The organism is Amycolatopsis sp. NPDC003676, from assembly GCF_053587275.1.
In genome coordinates, this window is record NZ_JBSFNS010000050.1 from 1 (window position 1) to 18,032 (window position 18,032).

Sequence of the window (18,032 nt, forward strand, 5' to 3'; positions counted from 1 at the left end):
TTTTTTGCTTCATTGCCTGGCCCTCCACTCGCTCGAGTTTTGGGTGGGGGGTTTGGGGTTGTGGGGGGGGCGTTTTCCTTTGTGGCGGGGCACCGGATCCGGTGCCCCGCAACGGTTCAGTGCGCCAGCACAGCGGTCAACACGGTCTCCAGAGCCGCCGCCGGGTCGGCGCCTTCGGGGGAGCGCCAGGCGACGTAGCCGTCGGGGCGGGTCAGGAGGGCCTCGTCCGGGCGGAGCGCGAGGGCGCCGGCCGGGTCGAAATCCGGGGTGGGGTGGAGGTCGGCGCCGAGGAGGTCGGCGGTCAGGGGCAGGCCGTGCTGGTCGGCCGCAGCGCGGGCCGCGAGCACCCACTTGCCGCCGTCCGGCCCGGCGAGCAGGTGAAAACCGCGAGCGGAAAGATCCACTGTGGACACTTGAGCGGCGGACCGGCGCAGCCATCCGTGCGGAAGGCGGGTGCCGGGAGCGCCGACGAGTTCGGTGGCCCTGGTGACAGTCGAGGGGTCGCCCGAGGCAGCGACCGCGGTGGAGTACTGGTGATAGCCCAGGCTCATCGACAGCGGGTCCACGGTCGTAGTCTGCTCGCCCGCGCGCGAGGTGCGGCCCTGCTGGCGCGCACGGCAGTAGTCGCCGGTGATGAGGGCGACGGGGCGGCGCTCGGCTTCGTAGGTGTCCAGCAGGCCGTCGCCCGCGGCTCCAGAGCAGACGAGCGCGATTTTCCACGCCAGGTTGTGCGCGTCCTGGATGCCGGTGTTGCCGGCGAGCCCGCCTGCCGGCGCCATCACGTGCGCCGAGTCGCCCGCCAGCAGGATGTTGCCCGCGCGGAAGCGGCGCGCGGTCCAGCTCGCCAGCTCCCACGTCTGCACGGGCGCGGATTCATACAGCGGCATCAGGGAAAACGGCACCGCCGGGTCGCCGATCGCGGCCCGGATCGCCGCTGTGCACCCGGCTTCGTCCCAGACGCCGGAGCCCTCGGGCACCATGAGCACCCAACGGTCGTCGCGGTCGAGGCGGGTGAGGATGGTGTTCGGCTCCGGACGGCTCAGATACGCCAGCGCGATCGGGCGCCCGGCCAGCGGCCCGGACAGGTCCGCCTCGAACGGGATGTTCACGATCGGCTGCGCCTGCCCGACCCGGTCCACCTCGATGCCGAGTGTGCTTCGAATCGGCGACCGGTGCCCGTCGGCGGCGATCAGATACCGGGTGCGGACCTCGCTCACCGACCCGGACCGCCGCTCCCGCAAGCGAAGCAGCACGTGGTCGCCGTCTTGTTCGAACTCTTCCAGTTCGGTGCCGAACCGCAGCCGCGCCCCCAGCCGCGCGGCCTCCTCGCGCAGCACGGGTTCCACGGCGTCCTGGTCCACCATGATCGCGGTCGTCGGGCTGAGCGGATCGGCCGCCCGCGGCGCCGGTCGCGACGTGCGGTATTCCTCGGCCCCGACGAGATCCGGCGCGCCCAGCACGTCGGTGTAGCGGTTGAGCACCGACCTCGGCACGGCGCGCAACGCGTCTTCGATCCCCGCTGACCGGAACACTTCCATCGACCGCACGGTGAGACTGCGGCTCTTGGGCAGCTGCGACGTTCCGGGATGACGCTCCACCACCAGCGGCGGTATGCCGTGGTGCGCCAGCAGAACCGCCGCGGTGAGGCCCACCAGTCCGCCGCCGCACACCACCACAGGAGTTTCTTCCATCACCAGTCCTTTCGCCCGCGCCTGCAGCCCTGATCGTCTCGGCCGCCGCTCGACCGCCGTTCGAGACCGCCTCGGCGGACGGCTTGACCTCCGCGTGCGCTCCGCTCGATCCCGGCTGGACCGATGAGCTTCACGATGGTCCGCATGATCGAGACCGAAAGGGCGAGCCGCACGGCGGTGGTGCTCGGCGCGAGCGGGTTCGTCGGCAGGCACGTGTGCGCCGGGCTTGCCCGCGACGGCTGGGCCGTGCTCGGCGTTTCCCGTACCCCGGCCGCGGCCGATTCCCCCGACCGGCGCGCGGTCCTCGACCTGGCCGCCGCCGACCTCGCCGAAATAGCGCAGCTGTTCGCGGCCGCGCGGCCGGCGTTGGTGGTGAATGCCTCCGGTGCGGTGTGGCGCACCACTGTGGAGCAGCTGCGGTCCGGCAACGACATCCTCGTCGGCAAAGTCGTGGAAGCCGTCGCCGCGCTGGCGACGCGGCCTCGGTTCGTACAGCTCGGGTCCACCGCCGAGTACGGGCCGGTGCCGCCCGGAACCCTCGTCGACGAGTCAACGCCCGCGCGCCCGGCAAGCGAATACGGCCGCACCAAGCTCGCGGCCACCCAGACGGTGCTCGCCGCGACCGAGGCCGGTCGTCTCGACGGCGTCGTCCTGCGTGTCGCCAACGTGATCGGGCCCGGTACTCCGCCGGGAAGCCTGCTCGGCACCGTCGCGGCGACGCTCGCGCGAGCCGCGCGCGAAGGCACCCCGGCAACGCTTGACCTGTTCACCCTCAGCTCCGAACGCGACTTCGTTGACGTCCGGGACGTCGCGGACGCAGTGGCCGCGGCGGCGGGTAGCGAGCTCACCGGGCAGTGCGTGAACATCGGAGCCGGCGAAGCCGTCGCGGTCCGGCAGCTGGTGACCGACCTCGTGGCTGTCAGCGGGGTCGAGGCGCGGCTTGTCGAACGCGACGCCACCGACTCCGAGGTCGCCGTCCGCGGCAAAGACATGCGCTGGCACGCCGTGGACGTCGCCCTCGCCCGTCGCCTGATCGCCTGGCGTCCGCGGCATTCCCTGCGGGACTCGGTCCGCGCGGTCTGGGCCGAGGCCTGTCGTGTCGAGGCCGTCGGAGCGCGCTGACCCCCAGCCGGGCCGAAGAACAACGGCGGCTCTTCCCGATCGTTCCGGGAGAAGCCGCCGTTGTTCTTCGCACTTTCAGTGCTATGCCGGCCGGGTGCAGGACAACGCGAACTGCCTGGGCTGTGCCTGCCGCGGGGGCGGCGCGCCCAGCGACAGCAGCTCGCGGTGCAGGCGTTGCAGTTCCGGCGCGGGGTCGAGCCCCAGTTCCTCGCTCAGCACGGCTTGCAGGCGCTGGTAGACCTGCAGTGCTTCACTGCGCCGCCCGACGTGCGACAGCGCCCTGATCAGCTGGCCGTGCAGCCACTCGTTGAGCGGGTTCTGCGCGACGAGCGTGCGCAGGTCCGCGATCACCTCCCGGTAGGAACCGAGCTGTGCTTCGGCTTCGATGCACAGCTCGACCGTGCGCATGCGCTGCTCTTCCAGGTGCACGACATACGATTCGAGCACCGTGCCGACCTTCGTGTTGGCGAGCGGTTTGCCCCGCCACATGCCGAGCGCCTCCCGCAGCAGCGGGCGTGCCTCGGCGGGCTCCCCTTCGTCGAGCAGCTGCCGCCCCCGGCGCGAGAGGTCCTCGAACCGGCGCGTGTCGATCTGGTCCGGGCTGACGCGCAGCTGGTAGCCCGGCGGTTCGGTGATGAGCCAGTCTTCTTCCGCGTGCTGGTTCAGTTGCCTCCGCAATTGGTACACATAGGTCTGTGTGGTCGTGGTCGCGCTCTTCGGCGGCGTCTGCCCCCAGAGTTCGTCGATGAGCACTTCGGTCGGCACGATCTGGTTCGCCCTTGACAACAGCAAGGCCAAGACCTTCCGCACCATTGGTGTCGCGGGTGTACAGGTTTCACGCTCGTTCGAGACTTCGAGCGGACCGAGTAATCCGTAGAACAGCAACTCGCCTCCCAGTGATTCGCTCACCTCGGAGTTTTGCAGATCCTTGGTGAAGCGAATAACAAGAAGCGGAACCCCTGACAGATGTCACTTCCCTCGGGGGTTACCCCGTCCCGGTGGCTGGGATGAGCGGCGAAAAGCCTTGTGCGGAAGCGAAAAGCGCACCGGACCCGATGCCGGGTCCGGTGCGCTTTTCGCCGGTTGCGGTTCCGCCGTTCAGTTCGCCGCCAGCGCGTCGGTGAGGTGCCTGGCGATGGCTTCGACAGTCGGTCGTTGCCAGAAGAGAGAACTGGAGAGAGATATTCCGAATATCCGCTCCAGCCGATGGCGCACGGTTACCGTCATGACCGAATCGAACCCCTGCTGGATCAGCGGCCGCGTCGCGTCGAGCTCGTCCGGCGGCAGCCGCATTTCGACGGCGATCTGATCCCGGACGCGCCGCAGGATAAGGGAAAGCGCCTCGTCGGCGGCAAGTCCTCGCCACGGCGCGGCGACCTCTTCTCCCGCCTCGCCGTCGTCCTGCTCCGCTCGTGCGGCCGGGGGATCGACGACGGGATAGCGGAGCCCGTCGAGCCGTCCGGCGATCCGGCCGTCGGAGTCGGCGAGGAGAACGTGGACGAGGTCGGCGTCGTCGCTGTCCCGGCGCACTTCGACGAGCACGCGTTCCGGCGCCGCCGCGGCGAGCACGACGTCGTCGATCCGCACGACCATCCGCAGCGCCAGTTCGCCTTCGAACGCGGCGGGCGCGACCGACAACGCGGCGTCCAGTGCCGACGCCCACGTGGCGGCGGGAGCGTGCACGAGGGCTCGCACCACACCGGCGCCCCGGTCGAATTGTTCGACGGTCCAAGGAAACGCGGTCTCGGGCACGCCCACCTGAGCCAGCCGGTCCCGCACCTGCGCCGGGTCCTCTTCGGTGAGGGCCGATCGCGGTACCAGCGTCCCTGACGGAGCGTCGAGGGCTTCGCGCGGCGGCGGTTCCTCCGCCTGTGCGAGCACGAGCCACGAATCTTCGTCGTCCGCTCGCGACTCCGCCGGGCTCGCGGCGAGCCGGACCTCCGTCGAGTCGTGGACCACCTGCACGCGCTGCCGCTGTGCGGTGAGCAAGGGGTGGTGCATTTCGAGCCCGGACAGCGCGAGCAAGTCTTCGCGTTGCCCGACGGCGCCGAGGAACGTCAGCACGAGCACCGCGGCCGGCACGATCTCCGCACCGCGCAAGGCGTGACTGCCCGGATACGGACGGGTGCTGTCGTCGAGTTCGGTCGTCCACACGCGCAATCCGGTGCCCGCGATCGGGAGCGGATCGCCGATCAGGGTGTGCGTGTCGATCTGGTGCCCTCGACCGCCGGAGCCGTCCTCGGGCGTCGTTTCGCGCCAGTACCGCCGGTCCTGCCACGGATAGCGCGGCAGCGGCACGAGCGGTCCGGCCGGTTGAAGCCGTTCCCACGGCACCTCGACGCCGTGGCAGTGGGCCTCGGCGAGCGCGGTGCGGATCGTGACCTCCGCGGACTTGCGACGGCGCATCGTGACGCCGACGTAGGAACCGTCGTGTCCGGACGCGAACAGCGTCTCCCGGATCGAATGCGCTACGACGGGGTGTGCGGAGACTTCGAGGAATGCGTGGAACCCGTCTTCGACCGCCGCGGTCACGGCTTCGTGCAACCGCACCGGGTTGCGCAGATTCGCCGCCCAGTAACCCGCTCCGGACGCGGCCGGGGTGCGCGGGTCGTCGAGCGCCGTCGAGTACATCCGCACGGTCGCCGGCTGGTGGGCGAGCTCCCACACCGCCGACGTCAGGTCGGCCAGCAACGGGTCGACCTGCGGGCTGTGGAACGCCACGTCGGTGTCGACCTGGCGCACGGCCAGCCCCTCGGACTCCCATTCGGCGCGCAGTTCCGCGACCGCCGGCGCGGAGCCGGACACGACGGTCGACGACGGCGCCGCGCTGATCGCCGCGGCGACGTCGGTGCGGCCGGCGAGGCGACGGCTTACGTCGGCGAACGGCAGCCCGACCATGACCATCGCCCCGTCGCCCGCGATCCGCCGGAGCAGCCGCGACCGGCGGCAGATCAGCTTCGCGCCCTCTTCGAGCGGCAGCGCGCCCGCGACGACGGACGCCGCGACCTCGCCTACCGAGTGGCCGATCACGGCGGCGGGTTCCATCCCGCGGGCCCGCCACTGCGCGGCGAGGCCGACCTGCATCGCGAACGTGAGCGCCTGCGCGAGGCCGGTCTCGGTCAGTTCGTCGGCCACGAGGGCGGACCGGGCCGAAATACCCAGCTCCGCCTCGAAAATCGGCTCGAGCACGTCGATCGTCCCGGCGAACGCGGCCGAGCGCTCCAGCAATTCGGCCCCCATCCCGGGCCAGTGCGAACCGTGCCCCGAGAATACCCATACCAGCGGCTCGGTTCCGGCGGCCGTCCCGGTCACGACCTCGGGGGTCGTTCCGTCGTCCGCCAGCCTGCGCAGCGCGGTGATCAGCTCGGCGCGGCCCGAGGCGACCGCGACGGCCCGGTGGGCGAGGTGCGAACGACGTTGCGCGAGAGTGGTGCCGACGCCGGCCAGCGGCAGCTCGCCCTCGGTCGTGGCAGCCAGCCGGTCGGCCAGCTCGCCGGCCCGCGCCCGCAACGCGGGCTCGCTCTGCGCGGACAGCGGGAAAAGCTCACCGGCCGCGCCGGTTTCCTTGCCTGCCAACGGTTCCGGTGCTTCTTCCAGCAGGATGTGCGCGACCGTGCCGCCGTACCCGAATCCGGACACGCCCGCGCGCCGGGGTCCGGCGCCGCACGGCCATCCGGTGGCCTCCGTCGCGACGCGCAACCCCAGCCGGTCCCATGCGATCTCCGGGTTCAGCTCGGCGGTGAGCCGGGTGGGCGGGACTTCGCGGCGGCCGAGCGCGAGCACGGTCTTGATCACGCCGGCGACCCCGGCCGCGCCTTCGAGGTGCCCGATGTTGGCCTTCACCGAACCGAGCAGGCACGCTTCGTCCGGCGCGCGGCCCGGACCGTAGACGGCGCCGAGCGCGGCTGCTTCGAGCGGGTCGCCGAGGCGCGTGCCCGTGCCGTGCGCTTCGAGGTATCCGACGCTCGCCGGCTCGATCCCGGCGTTTTCGCACGCTTGGCGGATCACGTGTTCTTGCGCCGTGGCCGAGGGCGCCATGATGCCGTCGGTCCGGCCCTCCTGGCGCACCGCGCTGCCGCGGACCAGCGCGAGCACGCGGTCGCCGTCTCGCTGCGCGTCGGCGAGGAGCTTGAGCACCACGACGCCGCAGCCTTCGCCGCGGCCGTATCCGTCCGCGTCGCTGCCGAATGCCTTGGAACGCCCGTCGGCCGACAGGGCGCCGGCGGCGTCGAGCGTCAGGGACTGCCCCGGGGTGAGGATCACGTTGACGCCGCCGACGAGCGCGGCGGAACTTTCGCCGAGGCGCAGGCTCTGGCACGCCAGGTGCAGCGCGACGAGCGAAGCCGAGCACGCCGTGTCCACCGCGAGGCTCGGCCCGCGCAGGTCGAGTGCGTGGGAGATCCGGTTGGCGACCGCGCATCCGGCGGCTCCGATACCGCTCCACGCACCGAGAGCGGGCAGGTCCTCGAGCATCTGGCCGCCGTAATCGTGGGTGCACACGCCGACGAAGACGCCCGCGTCTGTGCCGGCGAGGTCCGAGGGAGGGACCCCGGCGTCTTCGAGCGCCTCCCACGCGACTTCGAGCAGCAGCCGCTGCTGCGGGTCCATGAGTTCGGCTTCGCGCGGGGAGATGCCGAAGAACGCGGGGTCGAACTCGTCGACGTGATCGAGGAAGCTGCCGTTTCGCACGGCGCGCCGCAGCGCGGCGGCGAACCGCGGACCCCTTGCGGCGTAAGCACTCCAGCGTTCTTCAGGGATTTCGCCGGCAGCATCGCGGCCTTCGCGGAGCAGCTCCCAGAACTCGTCGGGCGACCGCACGTCGTTCGGGAACCGGCAACCGATGCCGACGACGGCGATCGGCTCGGTCGTGTCCGCCGCGGTCACTGGGCAGCACCTTCTTCGTCGATCCACGACGGAACTTCGAGGAGCTTCACCACGGCGCACGCGAGATTGATGCCCGGCGCGGTGCCGAGCAACAGCATGTGGTCGCCCGGCTTCAGCGCGCCGGTGCGCAGCTGGTCGTTCAGCGCGAGCAGCTGGTCGCTGGCTCCGCAGTGGCCGACCGTGCGGCCGAAGTCCCAGGTGGACTTCTCCATCGGCAGGCCGAGCGGCTTCATGCACGCTTCCTCGACGATCTCGCGCGAATAGTTGATGTAGGCCACGCGCGCCAGGTCGTCGCGGGAAATCCCCGACTCCTCGACGGCGCGGTCCACGAGATCGACGAGTTCGCCGCGTGCGCGGTCGAGCCCGCCCTGCACGGCCTCGCCCGCCGCGCTGCGGCTGCGGAAGCGGGACGCGAAATCGAGCGACCGGCCGAGCGTGACGCCCGGCGGGAACAGCGGTTCGTCGCCGCGGTGCAGTTCCTCGGCCTCCGGGATGTTCGCCGTGCACACGGAGGTGACCCGCGCGAAGCCCGGTTCCGTGGTCAGCACGAGCGCCGTCGCGGCGTCGCCGGGGATGAAGCCGGGGCCGAGCCGCCAGCGGTTCATCAGCGGGGTGCCGTAGTTGTCGGCGGTGACGAGCAGGGCCGCGGTCCGTCCCGCGGCGGGGTCGAGGTACCCGGCCGCCAGCTCCATCGAGCCGAGGATCCCGTTGCAGCCCAGGCGGATCTCCGCGACCGGGGCGCGGCCGCCCACCACGTGGCGCTGGAGGTAGCTGTGCGGCAGCCAGCCCTCCGGACCCTGATGCCAGGTGCTGGCGTAAAGCAGCAGATCCACTTCGTCCTTCGGCCGTCCCCAGCGCCGCAGCGTCTCGACGGCGGCGAAGCGCGCCATCTCCGGCGCCGGGGTGGTCCCGGCGACCGCGACGCCCGCGAGCTGGTGCAGGTCGATGTCCTCGGCGGGGTAAAGCCCCTGGTCACTGGCCTCCTGGACGGTGACCGTCTCCGGTAGGTAGGTGCCGATCGCACCGATGTACAGGTCAGTCGTACGCACACGCGCCTCCCTCAAGCCGGCTGGCGCGGCGAGATTAGGAAGCGCGGCTGGAGCCTGGATCCACGCCGGACCTGAGCCGGGCGGAGGTCAGTCCCCGGCCGCGGCGGCGCGGCGCTGGTCCACGTACTGCTCCAGCCCGTCGAGCACGATCCCGAGCGTCGTGTCGAAAATCGCCTCCGGGTCCTGTTCGTGCGACACCGCGAGCATGGTGGCGACCTGCGGGTAGTCGCCGCTTTCGAGCACCTGGTTCAGGTACGGCGCCATGCTCTCGTGCCAGTCCGCTTCGGACAGCCCGGTCCGCTGCTGCTCGTCGACCTCGCCGACCTCCGTCTGCGCGGTGGCCTGCGCGACGCCGATCACGGTGAGCACCATCCGGGACATGTCGGCGATCGGCAGGCCCAGGCCGGCCACCGCGGCCAGCGCCCATTCGAGGCCGAGCAGCGCGTTGGGGCCGAACGCCGGGCGCCCGCTGGTCATCATGCGCGTGGCCCACGGGTGGGCCAGCGCGACGTCGCGGATGTTGCGGGCGACGACGTGCAGATCGCGGCGCCAGTCGCCGGAGTGGCGCAGGTCGCGGTCCGGGGCGATGACCGAGTCGTACATCAGCTCGAGCAGGTCGTCCCTGCCGTGCACATGCCGGTACAGCGACATCGGGCTGGTCTCGAGCTCGTCGGCGAGCTTGCGCATCGACACCGCGTCGAGTCCCTCGCGGTCCGCCAGCCGGATCGCGCTGTCCACGATCCGGTCGCGGGTCAGCACCTGGCGCGGCTCGCGCACGGGCTCGCTGATCCGCGCCCAGACCGTGGGGGCTCGCCGGGTCTTCTCCTCGTTCGCTGGACTCACCGATCACTCCTCGTGCACGTCTGGTGCGTACGATGTTATCAAATCTTTGCGGGTGTACGCAGTCGTTGCGCTGGCCGTCCGCTTCCTGTTCTCGCACGTGCTGGTCGTGGCTCGCGCGAGCCACGCTCCACCGGGGTGAGCGCGGGTCTCCAACGGCATTCGACCCGCCCGTCCCAGCATGTGTGCCGTCAACCACTCGACGCGAGAAGGTGAACATGCCGGAATCGAACGACGGCCTGACTGCTGCGGCCTTGCACGACATCCTCCGCGGTTACGTCAAGACCGCGTTGCTGCGCACCGCGATGCGGCTGCGGGTCTTCGACGAGTTCGCGGGCGGGCCCCGGGACGCGGCGGCGCTCGCCCTCCAGCTGGGCACCGACGAACGCGGGATGCGGATCCTGCTCGACGCGCTCACGGCGATCGGCCTGCTGCGCACCGACCCCGGCGGCTACCGCCTCCCCGACGGCGGCGACGAGCTGCTGGTGTCCACCGGCTCGCGGTTCTTCGGCGGCGCGGTGCGGATCGGCGCGAGCGACTGGGAGTGGGACGCGCAGAAGAACCTCATCGACGCCGTCCGCAAGGGCGGCACGGTCGCGGACACCCACGCGCTCACCCCGGAATTCGACTACTGGGAAGACTTCGCCAACCACACCAGCTGGTTCAACAACGGCGCGGCCGACCTGATGGCGGAGCAGCTCGAACCGTGGGCCGCGGACCGCGAGTCGGTGAACGTGCTCGACATCGCGTGCAGCCACGGTTCCTACGGGTTCTTCCTCGCCCAGCGCAATCCGCGGGTTCATCTGTCCTGTGTGGACTGGCCGAACATCCTGGAGATCACCGAGAAGAACGCCGAGAAGCTCGGGCTGGCCGACCGCACCGACTTCATCCCCGGCGACATGTTCGAGGTGGACTTCGGCGGGCCGTACGACATCGTGATGCTCACCAATGTGCTGCACCACTTCCGCGAGGAGAAGGCGACCGAGCTGCTGGCCCGCATCGCGCCCGCGGTGAAGCCGGGCGGGCGCATCGCCGTCGTCGGGCACACCCACGAGGAAGACGACACCCCGGAGACCAATCCGCTGCCGTACATGTTCTCGGTGATCATGCTGGTCCAGACCTTCGACGGGCAGACGCACTCGGTCGGCACCTACCGCCGGATGCTCGAGGACGCGGGCTTCGCGAACGTCACGTCGCACCGCTCGGAGCGGGCGATGCACCGGGTCTTCATCGCCGAGCGCCCCTGAATCCGCTGTGCCGACCCCTGGAGATTCCATGCTGCAGCAGGAAAAAGCCGCGCCCCTGGCGTTCGAGCGGGTGCGGGCGGTCGCGGCGGCGCACGCGGCGGAGGCCGACCGGGACCGGCGCCTGGCCGGCCCGGTGGTCGCCGCGATCACGGCGGCCGGCTTCCCGGGGCACTTCGTCGCGAAAGAGCACGGCGGAGCCGCCGGCGGCTACACCGAGTTCGTCGATGCCGTGCTCGCCGTCGCCGAAGGCTGCGCGTCCGCGGGCTGGTGCGCGTCCCTGTTCGCCTCGCACGCGCGGATGGCGGGGTTCCTGCCGGAACCGGGCCGCCAGGAGATCTGGGCCGACGGCGCGGGCGCGCTGGTCGGCGCTGCGTTCGTGCCCTCGGGCGAGGTGACGCGCGCCGACGGCGGGTGGACGCTGTCGGGCCGCTGGAAGTTCGTGAGCGGCGTGGACTTCGCCGACCACGTGCTGCTGTTCGCCCGCGACCCGGAGGCCGAACCGCCCGGCTTGCGGGTGTTCGCGGTGCCGGCCGGCGAACTCGACGTCGAGGACACGTGGTTCACCTCCGGCATGCGCGGCACCGGCAGCCGCACCGTTGTCCTCGACGGAGTATTCGTGCCGGAACACCGGACGTTCCTGCAGAAGACGATGCTCGCCGGCATTGCCGAGGCGCCCGACGCTCCTGCCCACCAGGTGCCGTTCCGGCTCGTGAACGGCCTCACCATGGTCACGCCCGCCATCGGCGCGGCGCGCGGCGCGCTCTCCGCGTGGACCGAGTGGATCGGCGGCAAGACCGAGGTCGCGATGGGCAAGGTGCAACGCTCCCGGGACAAGGCGAGCGTCCGCTTCGCACTGGCCAGGGCTTCCGCGGAACTGGACGCCGCGGAGCTGCTCGTGCGGCGCATCGCGGCGGTCGCGGACGAAATCGGCCCGGTGCCGCCCGAACTGGTGGCACGCAGCCATCGCGACCATTCCGTCGCCGCCGAGCTGGCGGTGTCCGCCGTGGACCGGATCCAGAGCTGCAGCGGGACCAGCGGACAGGAGGAGGGCAACCCCGTGCAGCGCCACTGGCGCGACGTGCACGCGGCGGCGAGCCACGCGGCGCTCCAGTTCGAAACCGCGGCCGGGGTGTACGCGAACCACGTGTTCGGCGCGTGAACGGGGGCGGGGACGGGAGCGGCGATGGTCATCACTGACGGCGGTCTTCCCGGTGTCCTGCACGTCCTGCCGGAGAAGAAGACCGACGCGCGCGGTTCGTTCTTCGAATCGCTGCGCGTGGGACGGATCAGCGCCGCGGCCGGGCACCGGTTCTCGATCGCGCAGGTGAACTACTCGGTGTCGGCCCGCGGCACGCTGCGGGGGCTGCACGGGGTCGCGCTGCGGCCGGGCCAGTCGAAATTCGTCAGCTGCGTGCGCGGGGCCTTGCAGGACATCGTGGTGGATCTTCGCGTGGGGTCCCCGACGTTCGGGGAGCACACCTCTTCGGTGCTCGACGCGGAGTCCGGGCGCGGGGTGTACGTGGCCGAGGGCCTGTTCCACGGGTTCGTGGCGCTCGCCGACGACACGTGCATCAGCTACCTGTGCTCGACCTCGTACGTGCCCGGCACGCAGATCGACATCGATCCGCTCGACCCCGGACTGAAGCTGCCGTGGCGGCTGGAGACCGAGCCGACCCTGTCGGAGAAGGACGCCGCGGCGCCGTCGGTCGCGCAAGCGCGGCGGGCGGGACTGCTGCCGCGCTACGCAGAGTGCCTTGCCCTGTATGAGGAACTGGGGCGGAGAACGGAGACGGGAACCGGATGGACAGACGGATAGTCATCACCGGCATCGGCGCGGTCGCGCCGGGCGGGATCGGCACGAAGGAGTTCTGGGCGCTGCTGACCGCGGGCCGCACCGCGACCCGGGCCTTGTCGCTGTTCGACGCCGGCGGCTTCCGCTCGCGGGTTGCCGCCGAATGCGATTTCGACCCGCTGGCCAAAGGATTGAGCGCGGAGCAGGTAGCGCGGCTGGACCGGGCCGCGCAGTTCGCCGTGGTGGCCATGGGCGAGGCGATCACCGACGCCGGGCTCGAAGCGGACACGGTGGCGCTGGAGCGGCTCGGCGTCTCGCTTGGCAGCGCGGTCGGGGCCACGATGAGCCTGGAGCGCGAATTCGTGGCGGCCAGCTCCTCCGGTCGCGAATGGACAGTGGACCACACGAAAGTCCGCGACAGCACTTACGACTACTTCGTCCCCAGTTCGATGGCGGCCGAGCTGGCCTGGCTGGCTGGCGCGGAGGGACCCGTGCGCACGATCTCGACCGGGTGCACGTCGGGGATCGACTCGATCGGCCACGCGTGCGAACTGCTGCGCGAAGGCTCGGCGGACGTGATGATCGCCGGCGCCGCCGACGCCCCGATCTCGCCCATCACCGTCGCCTGCTTCGACGCGATCAAGGCCACGACGCCCCGCAACGACGAAGCCGAAACCGCGTCCCGCCCCTTCGACAACACCCGCAACGGGTTCGTGCTGGGCGAGGGATCGGCGATCCTCGTGCTGGAGACGCTCGACGGCGCGCGGGCGCGGGGCGCGCACGTGTACGCCGAAATCGCGGGTTACGGCACGCGGTGCAACGCCTACCACATGACCGGACTGCGTCCCGACGGCCGCGAGCTGGCCGAGGCGGCGACCAGGGCGCTGGCGCAGGCCCGGGTCGATCCGTCCGATGTGGACTATGTGAACGCACACGGCTCGGGCACGAAGCAGAACGACCGCCACGAAACCGCCGCGGTGAAGCGCGGTCTCGGCGAACACGCGCACCGCGTGCCGATGAGTTCGATCAAGTCGATGATCGGGCACTCGCTCGGCGCGATCGGCTCGATCGAGATCGCCGCGTGCGCGCTCGCCATCGAACACGGCGTGATCCCGCCGACGGCCAATCTCACCGAATCCGACCCGGTGTGCGACCTGGACTACGTGCCGCTGACCGCGCGGCAGGCCGGGCTGGACGCCGTGCTGAGCCTCGGCAGCGGCTTCGGCGGATTCCAGAGCGCGATGGTGCTCAGACGGCTACGGGACGGAGCGCGGCCATGGGCGCGGTGATCACGGGCATCGGGCTGCTGACTCCGACCGGCGTCGGCATCGCCGAGTACTGGGCGTCGACGACCGCCGGGACGTCGGCGGTGGGCGAGCTCACGCGGTTCGACGCGAGCCGGTACCCGGCCCGGCTCGCGGCCGAGGTCACCGGCCTCGATCCGGCCGAGCACCTGCCGGCGCGGCTGCTGCCGCAGACCGACCGGATGACGCAGCTGGCGCTGCTCGCGTCCGACCGCGCGTTCGCCGACGCCGGGCTCGTGCCCGCCGAGCTGCCGGAGTTCCGCGCGGGCGTGCTGACCGCCAGCTCGTCCGGCGGTTTCGAGTTCGGGCACCGCGAACTGCACAACCTGTGGAGCCAGGGCCCGCAATACGTGAGCGCCTACCAGAGCTTCGCGTGGTTCTACGCGGTGAACTCGGGGCAGATCTCGATCCGGCACGGCTTGCGCGGCGCGGGCGGGGTCGTGGTGGCCGAGCAAGCAGGCGGCCTCGACGCGCTCGGCGCCGCGCGCCGCCGGCTCCGGGACGGGGAGCTGGAGACGGTGGCCACGGGCGGAATGGAGAGTTCGTTGTCGCCGTGGGGCTGGGCGGCGTACCTCGCGAGCGGGCGGTTGAGCACCCGCACCGACCCGGCGCGGGCGTATCTGCCCTTCGGCGAGGACGCGAACGGCTGGGTGCCCGGCGAGGGCGGCGCGATCCTGGTCCTGGAGGACGAAACCGCCGCGCTGGCCCGGAATGCGCGCAGCTACGGGTCGCTGGCCGGGTATGCCTCGACGTTCGATCCGGCCCCGCGTTCGGGCAGGCCGCCGACCCTGCGCCGCGCGGCCGAGCTGGCGCTGGACGACGCCGGCTGCTCGCCCTCCGACATCGACGCGGTGTTCGCCGACGGCGCGGGCGTCCCGGAACTGGACGCGGCGGAAGCCGGTGCGATCCGCGAACTGTTCGGCCCGGACGGAGTACCGGTGACGGTGCCGAAGGCGGGCACCGGGCGGCTGTCGTCGGGCGCGGGCCCGGTCGACGTGGCCGCCGCGCTGCTCGCGGCAAGCACCGGGGTGCTGCCGCCCACGGCGAACGTGCCCGCGCCGCGCGCCGGCTACCGGATCGACCTGGTGACCCGGCCGCGCACCGCGCGGGTGCGCACGGCGCTGGTGCTCGCCCGCGGCCACGGCGGTTTCAACTCGGCCGTCGTGCTGCGCGCGCCCGCCGAACCGGTGCGCCTCGCCTCCCCGGACTCGCCGGGGGCGGCGGAAACGACAGAAGGGGTACGACGATGACCGGATCCGACCGGCCCACGCTGGACCAGAACACCCTCAAGGAGATCTTGCGCGCCGCCGCGGGCGAGGTCGGGGAAGAGCCCGACTTCCTCGACACGCCGTTCGCCGAGTGCGGCTACGACTCGATCGTGATGCTCGAGACCGCGGCGCGCATCGAGCGCGAGTTCAAAGTGAGCGTGCCGGAGGAGACCCTCGCGGCCGAGTCCACGCCGCGCTCGCTGATCTCCGCAGTCAACAACCAACTGATCGCCGCCGGCTGAGCGCGCGGGAACGAGGAGCACACCATGACCGAGCAGATCACCGCGATCACCCGATTCACCGTCGCCGACGAGGCTGACGCCGAAGCGTTCGCTTCGCGCTTCGCGGAACAGGCGGCCGGGATCGTGACCGCAGCCGGATGCCTTGGCAACTTCTTCGCGCGGTCGGCGCGCGACCCGAGGACGTTCGCCAATGTCGGCTGGTGGGCGAGCGCGGGCGACCACCTCGCCGTCGTGCGCGGCGAGGAATTCCAGAGCCACGTCGCCGTACTGGCCGGGCTCGCGAAGGCCGAGCCGGACCAGTTCGCCGCGACCGGTGTGGGCACCTTCGACGGCCCGGAGCCCGTGCGAGGCGCCGGGGAAGACGCTGCCGTACTCGCGCTCACGCGATTCACCCTGCACAGCGCCGGTCATGAGGGCGGCTTCCGCGAAGCGTTCGAGGAGCACGCCGCGACGGTCCGCACCCGCGACGGATTCCTCGGGCACACCCTGCTGCGCTCGACGATCGATCCGCTGCGCTACGTGAACCTCGGCTGGTGGAACTCGCCCGCCGAGTACCTGGCCGTGCTGCGCACCCCCGAGTTCGCCGCGGACTCCGAGCGCATGGCCGGGTTCGCCGAGGGCAAGGGCGACCTCTTCGTGCGCGCGGACTCCTGAGGATCCGCCCGTCCACGCACGCTCGAGGCCGGTTTTGGGGGCGCTGGAGACCGCTTGACGCCCAACACCGTTACCGTTAGCGTACGTCGTAACCAATGCGTACATCGTTATCAGGAGGTGAGAAGATGCCAGGGCTGGCCATTCAGGCGGAGGGGCTCGTCAAATCGTTCGGCGAGACCCGCGCTTTGCGCGGCCTCGACCTCGAGGTTCCCGAAGGGACGATCTTCGGGCTGCTCGGGCCGAACGGCTCGGGCAAAACGACCGCGGTGCGGGTGTTCTCCACGCTGCTGCGACCCGACGCGGGCGTCGCCAAGGTGGCCGGCCGGGACGTGGTGCGAGACGGCGCGGGCGTGCGGAAGCTGATCTCGCTGACCGGCCAGAACGCTGCGGTCGACGAGCGGATCCCGGGCCGGTCGAACCTGATCATGTTCGGCAGGCTGCGCAACCTGTCGGCTTCCCGGGCCAAGGCGCGCGCCGACGAACTGCTGGAGCGCTTCTCCCTGCAGGAGGCCGGGGGGCGGCTGGTCAAGACCTACTCCGGCGGCATGCGGCGCAGGCTCGACCTCGCGGTGAGCCTCATCGTCACGCCCGCGGTGATGTACCTCGACGAGCCCACCACGGGCCTCGACCCGGTCAGCCGGTCGCAGCTGTGGGACGACATCCGGCAGCTGACCGAGTCGGGCACGACCGTGCTGCTGACCACGCAATACCTCGACGAGGCCGACCAGCTCGCCGACCGCATCGCCGTGCTCAAGGACGGGCGGGTGGTCAGCGAGGGGACCCCGGCCGAGCTCAAGCGCGAGACCGGGCCTTCGCGGCTGGACGTCGTGGTGTCCGACAAGTCCTATCTCTCCGCCGCGGAGACCGCGCTGCGGTCGATGTCCGCCGACGACGAGGTGGCGGTCGACCCCGGCACGCTGACGTTGACCACGGTGGCGGGCGCCGGTTTCACCACGCTCGCCGCGGCCGTGCGCGCGCTCGAATCGGCCAAGGTCGACGTCGTGGACCTCAGCCTGCGCCCGCCGACGCTCGACGAGGTGTTCCTGCACCTCGTGCACCCCGATCAGCCATCCGAAACCGAGGCAGCATGAGCACCGCCCACGCCCCGTCCCCGCCCCTGACCCCGCTCCCGGAGTCGTGGATGGCCCGGCCGCGTCCCACCGCGATGCTGCGGGACGCCTGGATCCTGATCCGGCGGGACCTCGCCCACCTGCGCTACGAGCCGGGCGGCCTGCTCGCCGAGCTCATCTGGCCGGTGATCATGATCCTGATCTTCGGCTACGTGCTCGGGTCCGCCATCGCCATCCCCGGCGGCGGGAACTACCGCGACTACCTCCTGCCCGGCCTGTTCGTGCTGAACCAGGTGTTCACCCTCAGCATCATCGCGGGCGGGGTCGCGAACGACGCCGAGGCCGGCGTCACCGACCGGTTCCGCTCGCTGCCGATGTCGCCCATGGCGGTGCCGCTCGGCATCACCGGCGCGGACATCGTGAAAAGCATGCTGGGACTGGCGATCACGACCGGGCTCGGCCTGCTCGTGGGATTCCGCATCCACGACGGGGCCGCCAACGCCGCGCTCGCGTTCGTGCTGCTGATCCTGTTCCGCTACGCCATCAGCTGGATCGGCACGTTCCTCGGGCTGCTCGTTTCCCCGACGACGGCGGACTTCCTGTTCCCGCTCACGTTCCCGTTCGCCATGATCGCCAACATGTTCGTGCCCACCGCCGGTTTCCCGGCGTGGCTGCGGGTGGTCGCGGACTGGAATCCGGTGAGCTCGGCGGTCGCGGCGACCCGGAAGCTGTTCGGCAGTCCCGGGGGCGCGGACGCGACGGCGTGGCCGCTGGCCCATCCGGTGCTGGTCACGTTCGGCTGGATCGTGCTGATCCTCGCCGTGTTCATGCCGCTGGCCTGCTGGCGCTACCGCACCACGACTCGCTGA

The 18,032-nt window shown here is 71.3% G+C and carries 15 protein-coding genes; 10 read left to right on the plus strand and 5 right to left on the minus strand.

The window, feature by feature from the left end; genetic code table 11:
• Positions 1-116 precede the first annotated feature (116 nt).
• Positions 117-1,691 carry an FAD-dependent monooxygenase gene (locus ACWDNU_RS26215; protein WP_449670840.1) on the minus strand — a complete coding sequence of 525 codons (1,575 nt, stop codon included), beginning with the start codon at positions 1,689-1,691 and terminating at the stop codon, positions 117-119.
• A 144-nt stretch (positions 1,692-1,835) separates the two neighbouring features.
• Here ACWDNU_RS26215 and ACWDNU_RS26220 point away from each other — a divergent pair, with 144 nt between their 5' ends.
• Complete coding sequence (locus tag ACWDNU_RS26220) at positions 1,836-2,813, plus strand: NAD-dependent epimerase/dehydratase family protein (protein WP_449670841.1); 978 nt, start codon at positions 1,836-1,838, stop codon at positions 2,811-2,813.
• 81 nt (positions 2,814-2,894) lie between these two features.
• Here the strand turns inward: ACWDNU_RS26220 and ACWDNU_RS26225 are convergent, their stop codons facing one another.
• The 4 genes from ACWDNU_RS26225 to ACWDNU_RS26240 form a co-directional block, all read right to left on the minus strand.
• Positions 2,895-3,722 (minus strand): AfsR/SARP family transcriptional regulator, encoded by an 828-nt coding sequence (locus tag ACWDNU_RS26225; RefSeq protein WP_370935364.1) that lies wholly within the window; start codon positions 3,720-3,722, stop codon positions 2,895-2,897.
• Between the two features lie 189 nt (positions 3,723-3,911).
• Positions 3,912-7,697 (minus strand): type I polyketide synthase, encoded by a 3,786-nt coding sequence (locus ACWDNU_RS26230; RefSeq protein ID WP_449670842.1) that lies wholly within the window; start codon positions 7,695-7,697, stop codon positions 3,912-3,914.
• Positions 7,694-8,746, minus strand: coding sequence for a ketoacyl-ACP synthase III family protein (locus ACWDNU_RS26235; RefSeq protein WP_449670843.1), 1,053 nt, complete (start codon positions 8,744-8,746; stop codon positions 7,694-7,696). Before ACWDNU_RS26235 ends, ACWDNU_RS26230 begins: the two co-directional genes overlap by 4 nt.
• Positions 8,747-8,833: 87 nt before the next feature.
• Positions 8,834-9,589: a TetR/AcrR family transcriptional regulator gene (locus ACWDNU_RS26240; protein ID WP_370935367.1), complete on the minus strand. Its 756-nt coding sequence runs from the start codon at positions 9,587-9,589 to the stop codon at positions 8,834-8,836.
• Positions 9,590-9,804: 215 nt separating this feature from the next.
• On the opposite strand from ACWDNU_RS26240, the gene ACWDNU_RS26245 reads away from it, so the two are divergent.
• From ACWDNU_RS26245 to ACWDNU_RS26285, 9 genes are all read left to right on the plus strand, one after another.
• Positions 9,805-10,833, plus strand: coding sequence for a methyltransferase (locus ACWDNU_RS26245; protein ID WP_370935368.1), 1,029 nt, complete (start codon positions 9,805-9,807; stop codon positions 10,831-10,833).
• A gap of 28 nt (positions 10,834-10,861) precedes the next feature.
• On the plus strand, positions 10,862-11,992 hold the full coding sequence (locus ACWDNU_RS26250; RefSeq protein WP_370935369.1) for an acyl-CoA dehydrogenase family protein: 1,131 nt from the start codon (positions 10,862-10,864) through the stop codon (positions 11,990-11,992).
• Positions 11,993-12,016: 24 nt separating this feature from the next.
• The gene (locus tag ACWDNU_RS26255; protein ID WP_370935370.1) at positions 12,017-12,649 is read left to right on the plus strand and encodes a dTDP-4-dehydrorhamnose 3,5-epimerase family protein; all 633 of its coding nucleotides are present in this window, start codon (positions 12,017-12,019) and stop codon (positions 12,647-12,649) included.
• Positions 12,634-13,914 (plus strand): beta-ketoacyl-[acyl-carrier-protein] synthase family protein, encoded by a 1,281-nt coding sequence (locus tag ACWDNU_RS26260; protein WP_449670844.1) that lies wholly within the window; start codon positions 12,634-12,636, stop codon positions 13,912-13,914. Before ACWDNU_RS26255 ends, ACWDNU_RS26260 begins: the two co-directional genes overlap by 16 nt.
• Positions 13,902-15,179, plus strand: a complete 1,278-nt coding sequence (locus ACWDNU_RS26265) for a ketosynthase chain-length factor (RefSeq protein WP_449670845.1) — start codon at positions 13,902-13,904, stop codon at positions 15,177-15,179. Before ACWDNU_RS26260 ends, ACWDNU_RS26265 begins: the two co-directional genes overlap by 13 nt.
• Positions 15,176-15,439 carry an acyl carrier protein gene (locus ACWDNU_RS26270; RefSeq protein WP_370935373.1) on the plus strand — a complete coding sequence of 88 codons (264 nt, stop codon included), beginning with the start codon at positions 15,176-15,178 and terminating at the stop codon, positions 15,437-15,439. The genes ACWDNU_RS26265 and ACWDNU_RS26270 overlap by 4 nt, the downstream gene beginning before the upstream one ends.
• Positions 15,440-15,463: 24 nt before the next feature.
• Positions 15,464-16,093: an antibiotic biosynthesis monooxygenase gene (locus ACWDNU_RS26275; RefSeq protein ID WP_449670846.1), complete on the plus strand. Its 630-nt coding sequence runs from the start codon at positions 15,464-15,466 to the stop codon at positions 16,091-16,093.
• A 125-nt stretch (positions 16,094-16,218) separates the two neighbouring features.
• Positions 16,219-17,184 carry an ATP-binding cassette domain-containing protein gene (locus tag ACWDNU_RS26280; RefSeq protein ID WP_449670847.1) on the plus strand — a complete coding sequence of 322 codons (966 nt, stop codon included), beginning with the start codon at positions 16,219-16,221 and terminating at the stop codon, positions 17,182-17,184.
• Positions 17,181-18,032 (plus strand): ABC transporter permease, encoded by an 852-nt coding sequence (locus ACWDNU_RS26285; RefSeq protein ID WP_449670848.1) that lies wholly within the window; start codon positions 17,181-17,183, stop codon positions 18,030-18,032. Before ACWDNU_RS26280 ends, ACWDNU_RS26285 begins: the two co-directional genes overlap by 4 nt.

What these genes read in the sequence shown, in the direction of transcription:
- ACWDNU_RS26255 (WP_370935370.1), top strand. Translation starts at nt 12,017, where the DNA reads ATGGTCATCACTGACGGCGGTCTTCCCGGTGTCCTGCACGTCCTGCCG.
- ACWDNU_RS26260 (WP_449670844.1), top strand. Translation starts at nt 12,634, where the DNA reads ATGGACAGACGGATAGTCATCACCGGCATCGGCGCGGTCGCGCCGGGC.
- ACWDNU_RS26285 (WP_449670848.1), top strand. Translation starts at nt 17,181, where the DNA reads ATGAGCACCGCCCACGCCCCGTCCCCGCCCCTGACCCCGCTCCCGGAG.
- ACWDNU_RS26250 (WP_370935369.1), top strand. Translation starts at nt 10,862, where the DNA reads ATGCTGCAGCAGGAAAAAGCCGCGCCCCTGGCGTTCGAGCGGGTGCGG.
- ACWDNU_RS26215 (WP_449670840.1), bottom strand. Translation starts at nt 1,691, where the DNA reads ATGGAAGAAACTCCTGTGGTGGTGTGCGGCGGCGGACTGGTGGGCCTC.
- ACWDNU_RS26220 (WP_449670841.1), top strand. Translation starts at nt 1,836, where the DNA reads ATGATCGAGACCGAAAGGGCGAGCCGCACGGCGGTGGTGCTCGGCGCG.
- ACWDNU_RS26265 (WP_449670845.1), top strand. Translation starts at nt 13,902, where the DNA reads ATGGGCGCGGTGATCACGGGCATCGGGCTGCTGACTCCGACCGGCGTC.
- ACWDNU_RS26275 (WP_449670846.1), top strand. Translation starts at nt 15,464, where the DNA reads ATGACCGAGCAGATCACCGCGATCACCCGATTCACCGTCGCCGACGAG.
- ACWDNU_RS26270 (WP_370935373.1), top strand. Translation starts at nt 15,176, where the DNA reads ATGACCGGATCCGACCGGCCCACGCTGGACCAGAACACCCTCAAGGAG.
- ACWDNU_RS26245 (WP_370935368.1), top strand. Translation starts at nt 9,805, where the DNA reads ATGCCGGAATCGAACGACGGCCTGACTGCTGCGGCCTTGCACGACATC.
- ACWDNU_RS26280 (WP_449670847.1), top strand. Translation starts at nt 16,219, where the DNA reads ATGCCAGGGCTGGCCATTCAGGCGGAGGGGCTCGTCAAATCGTTCGGC.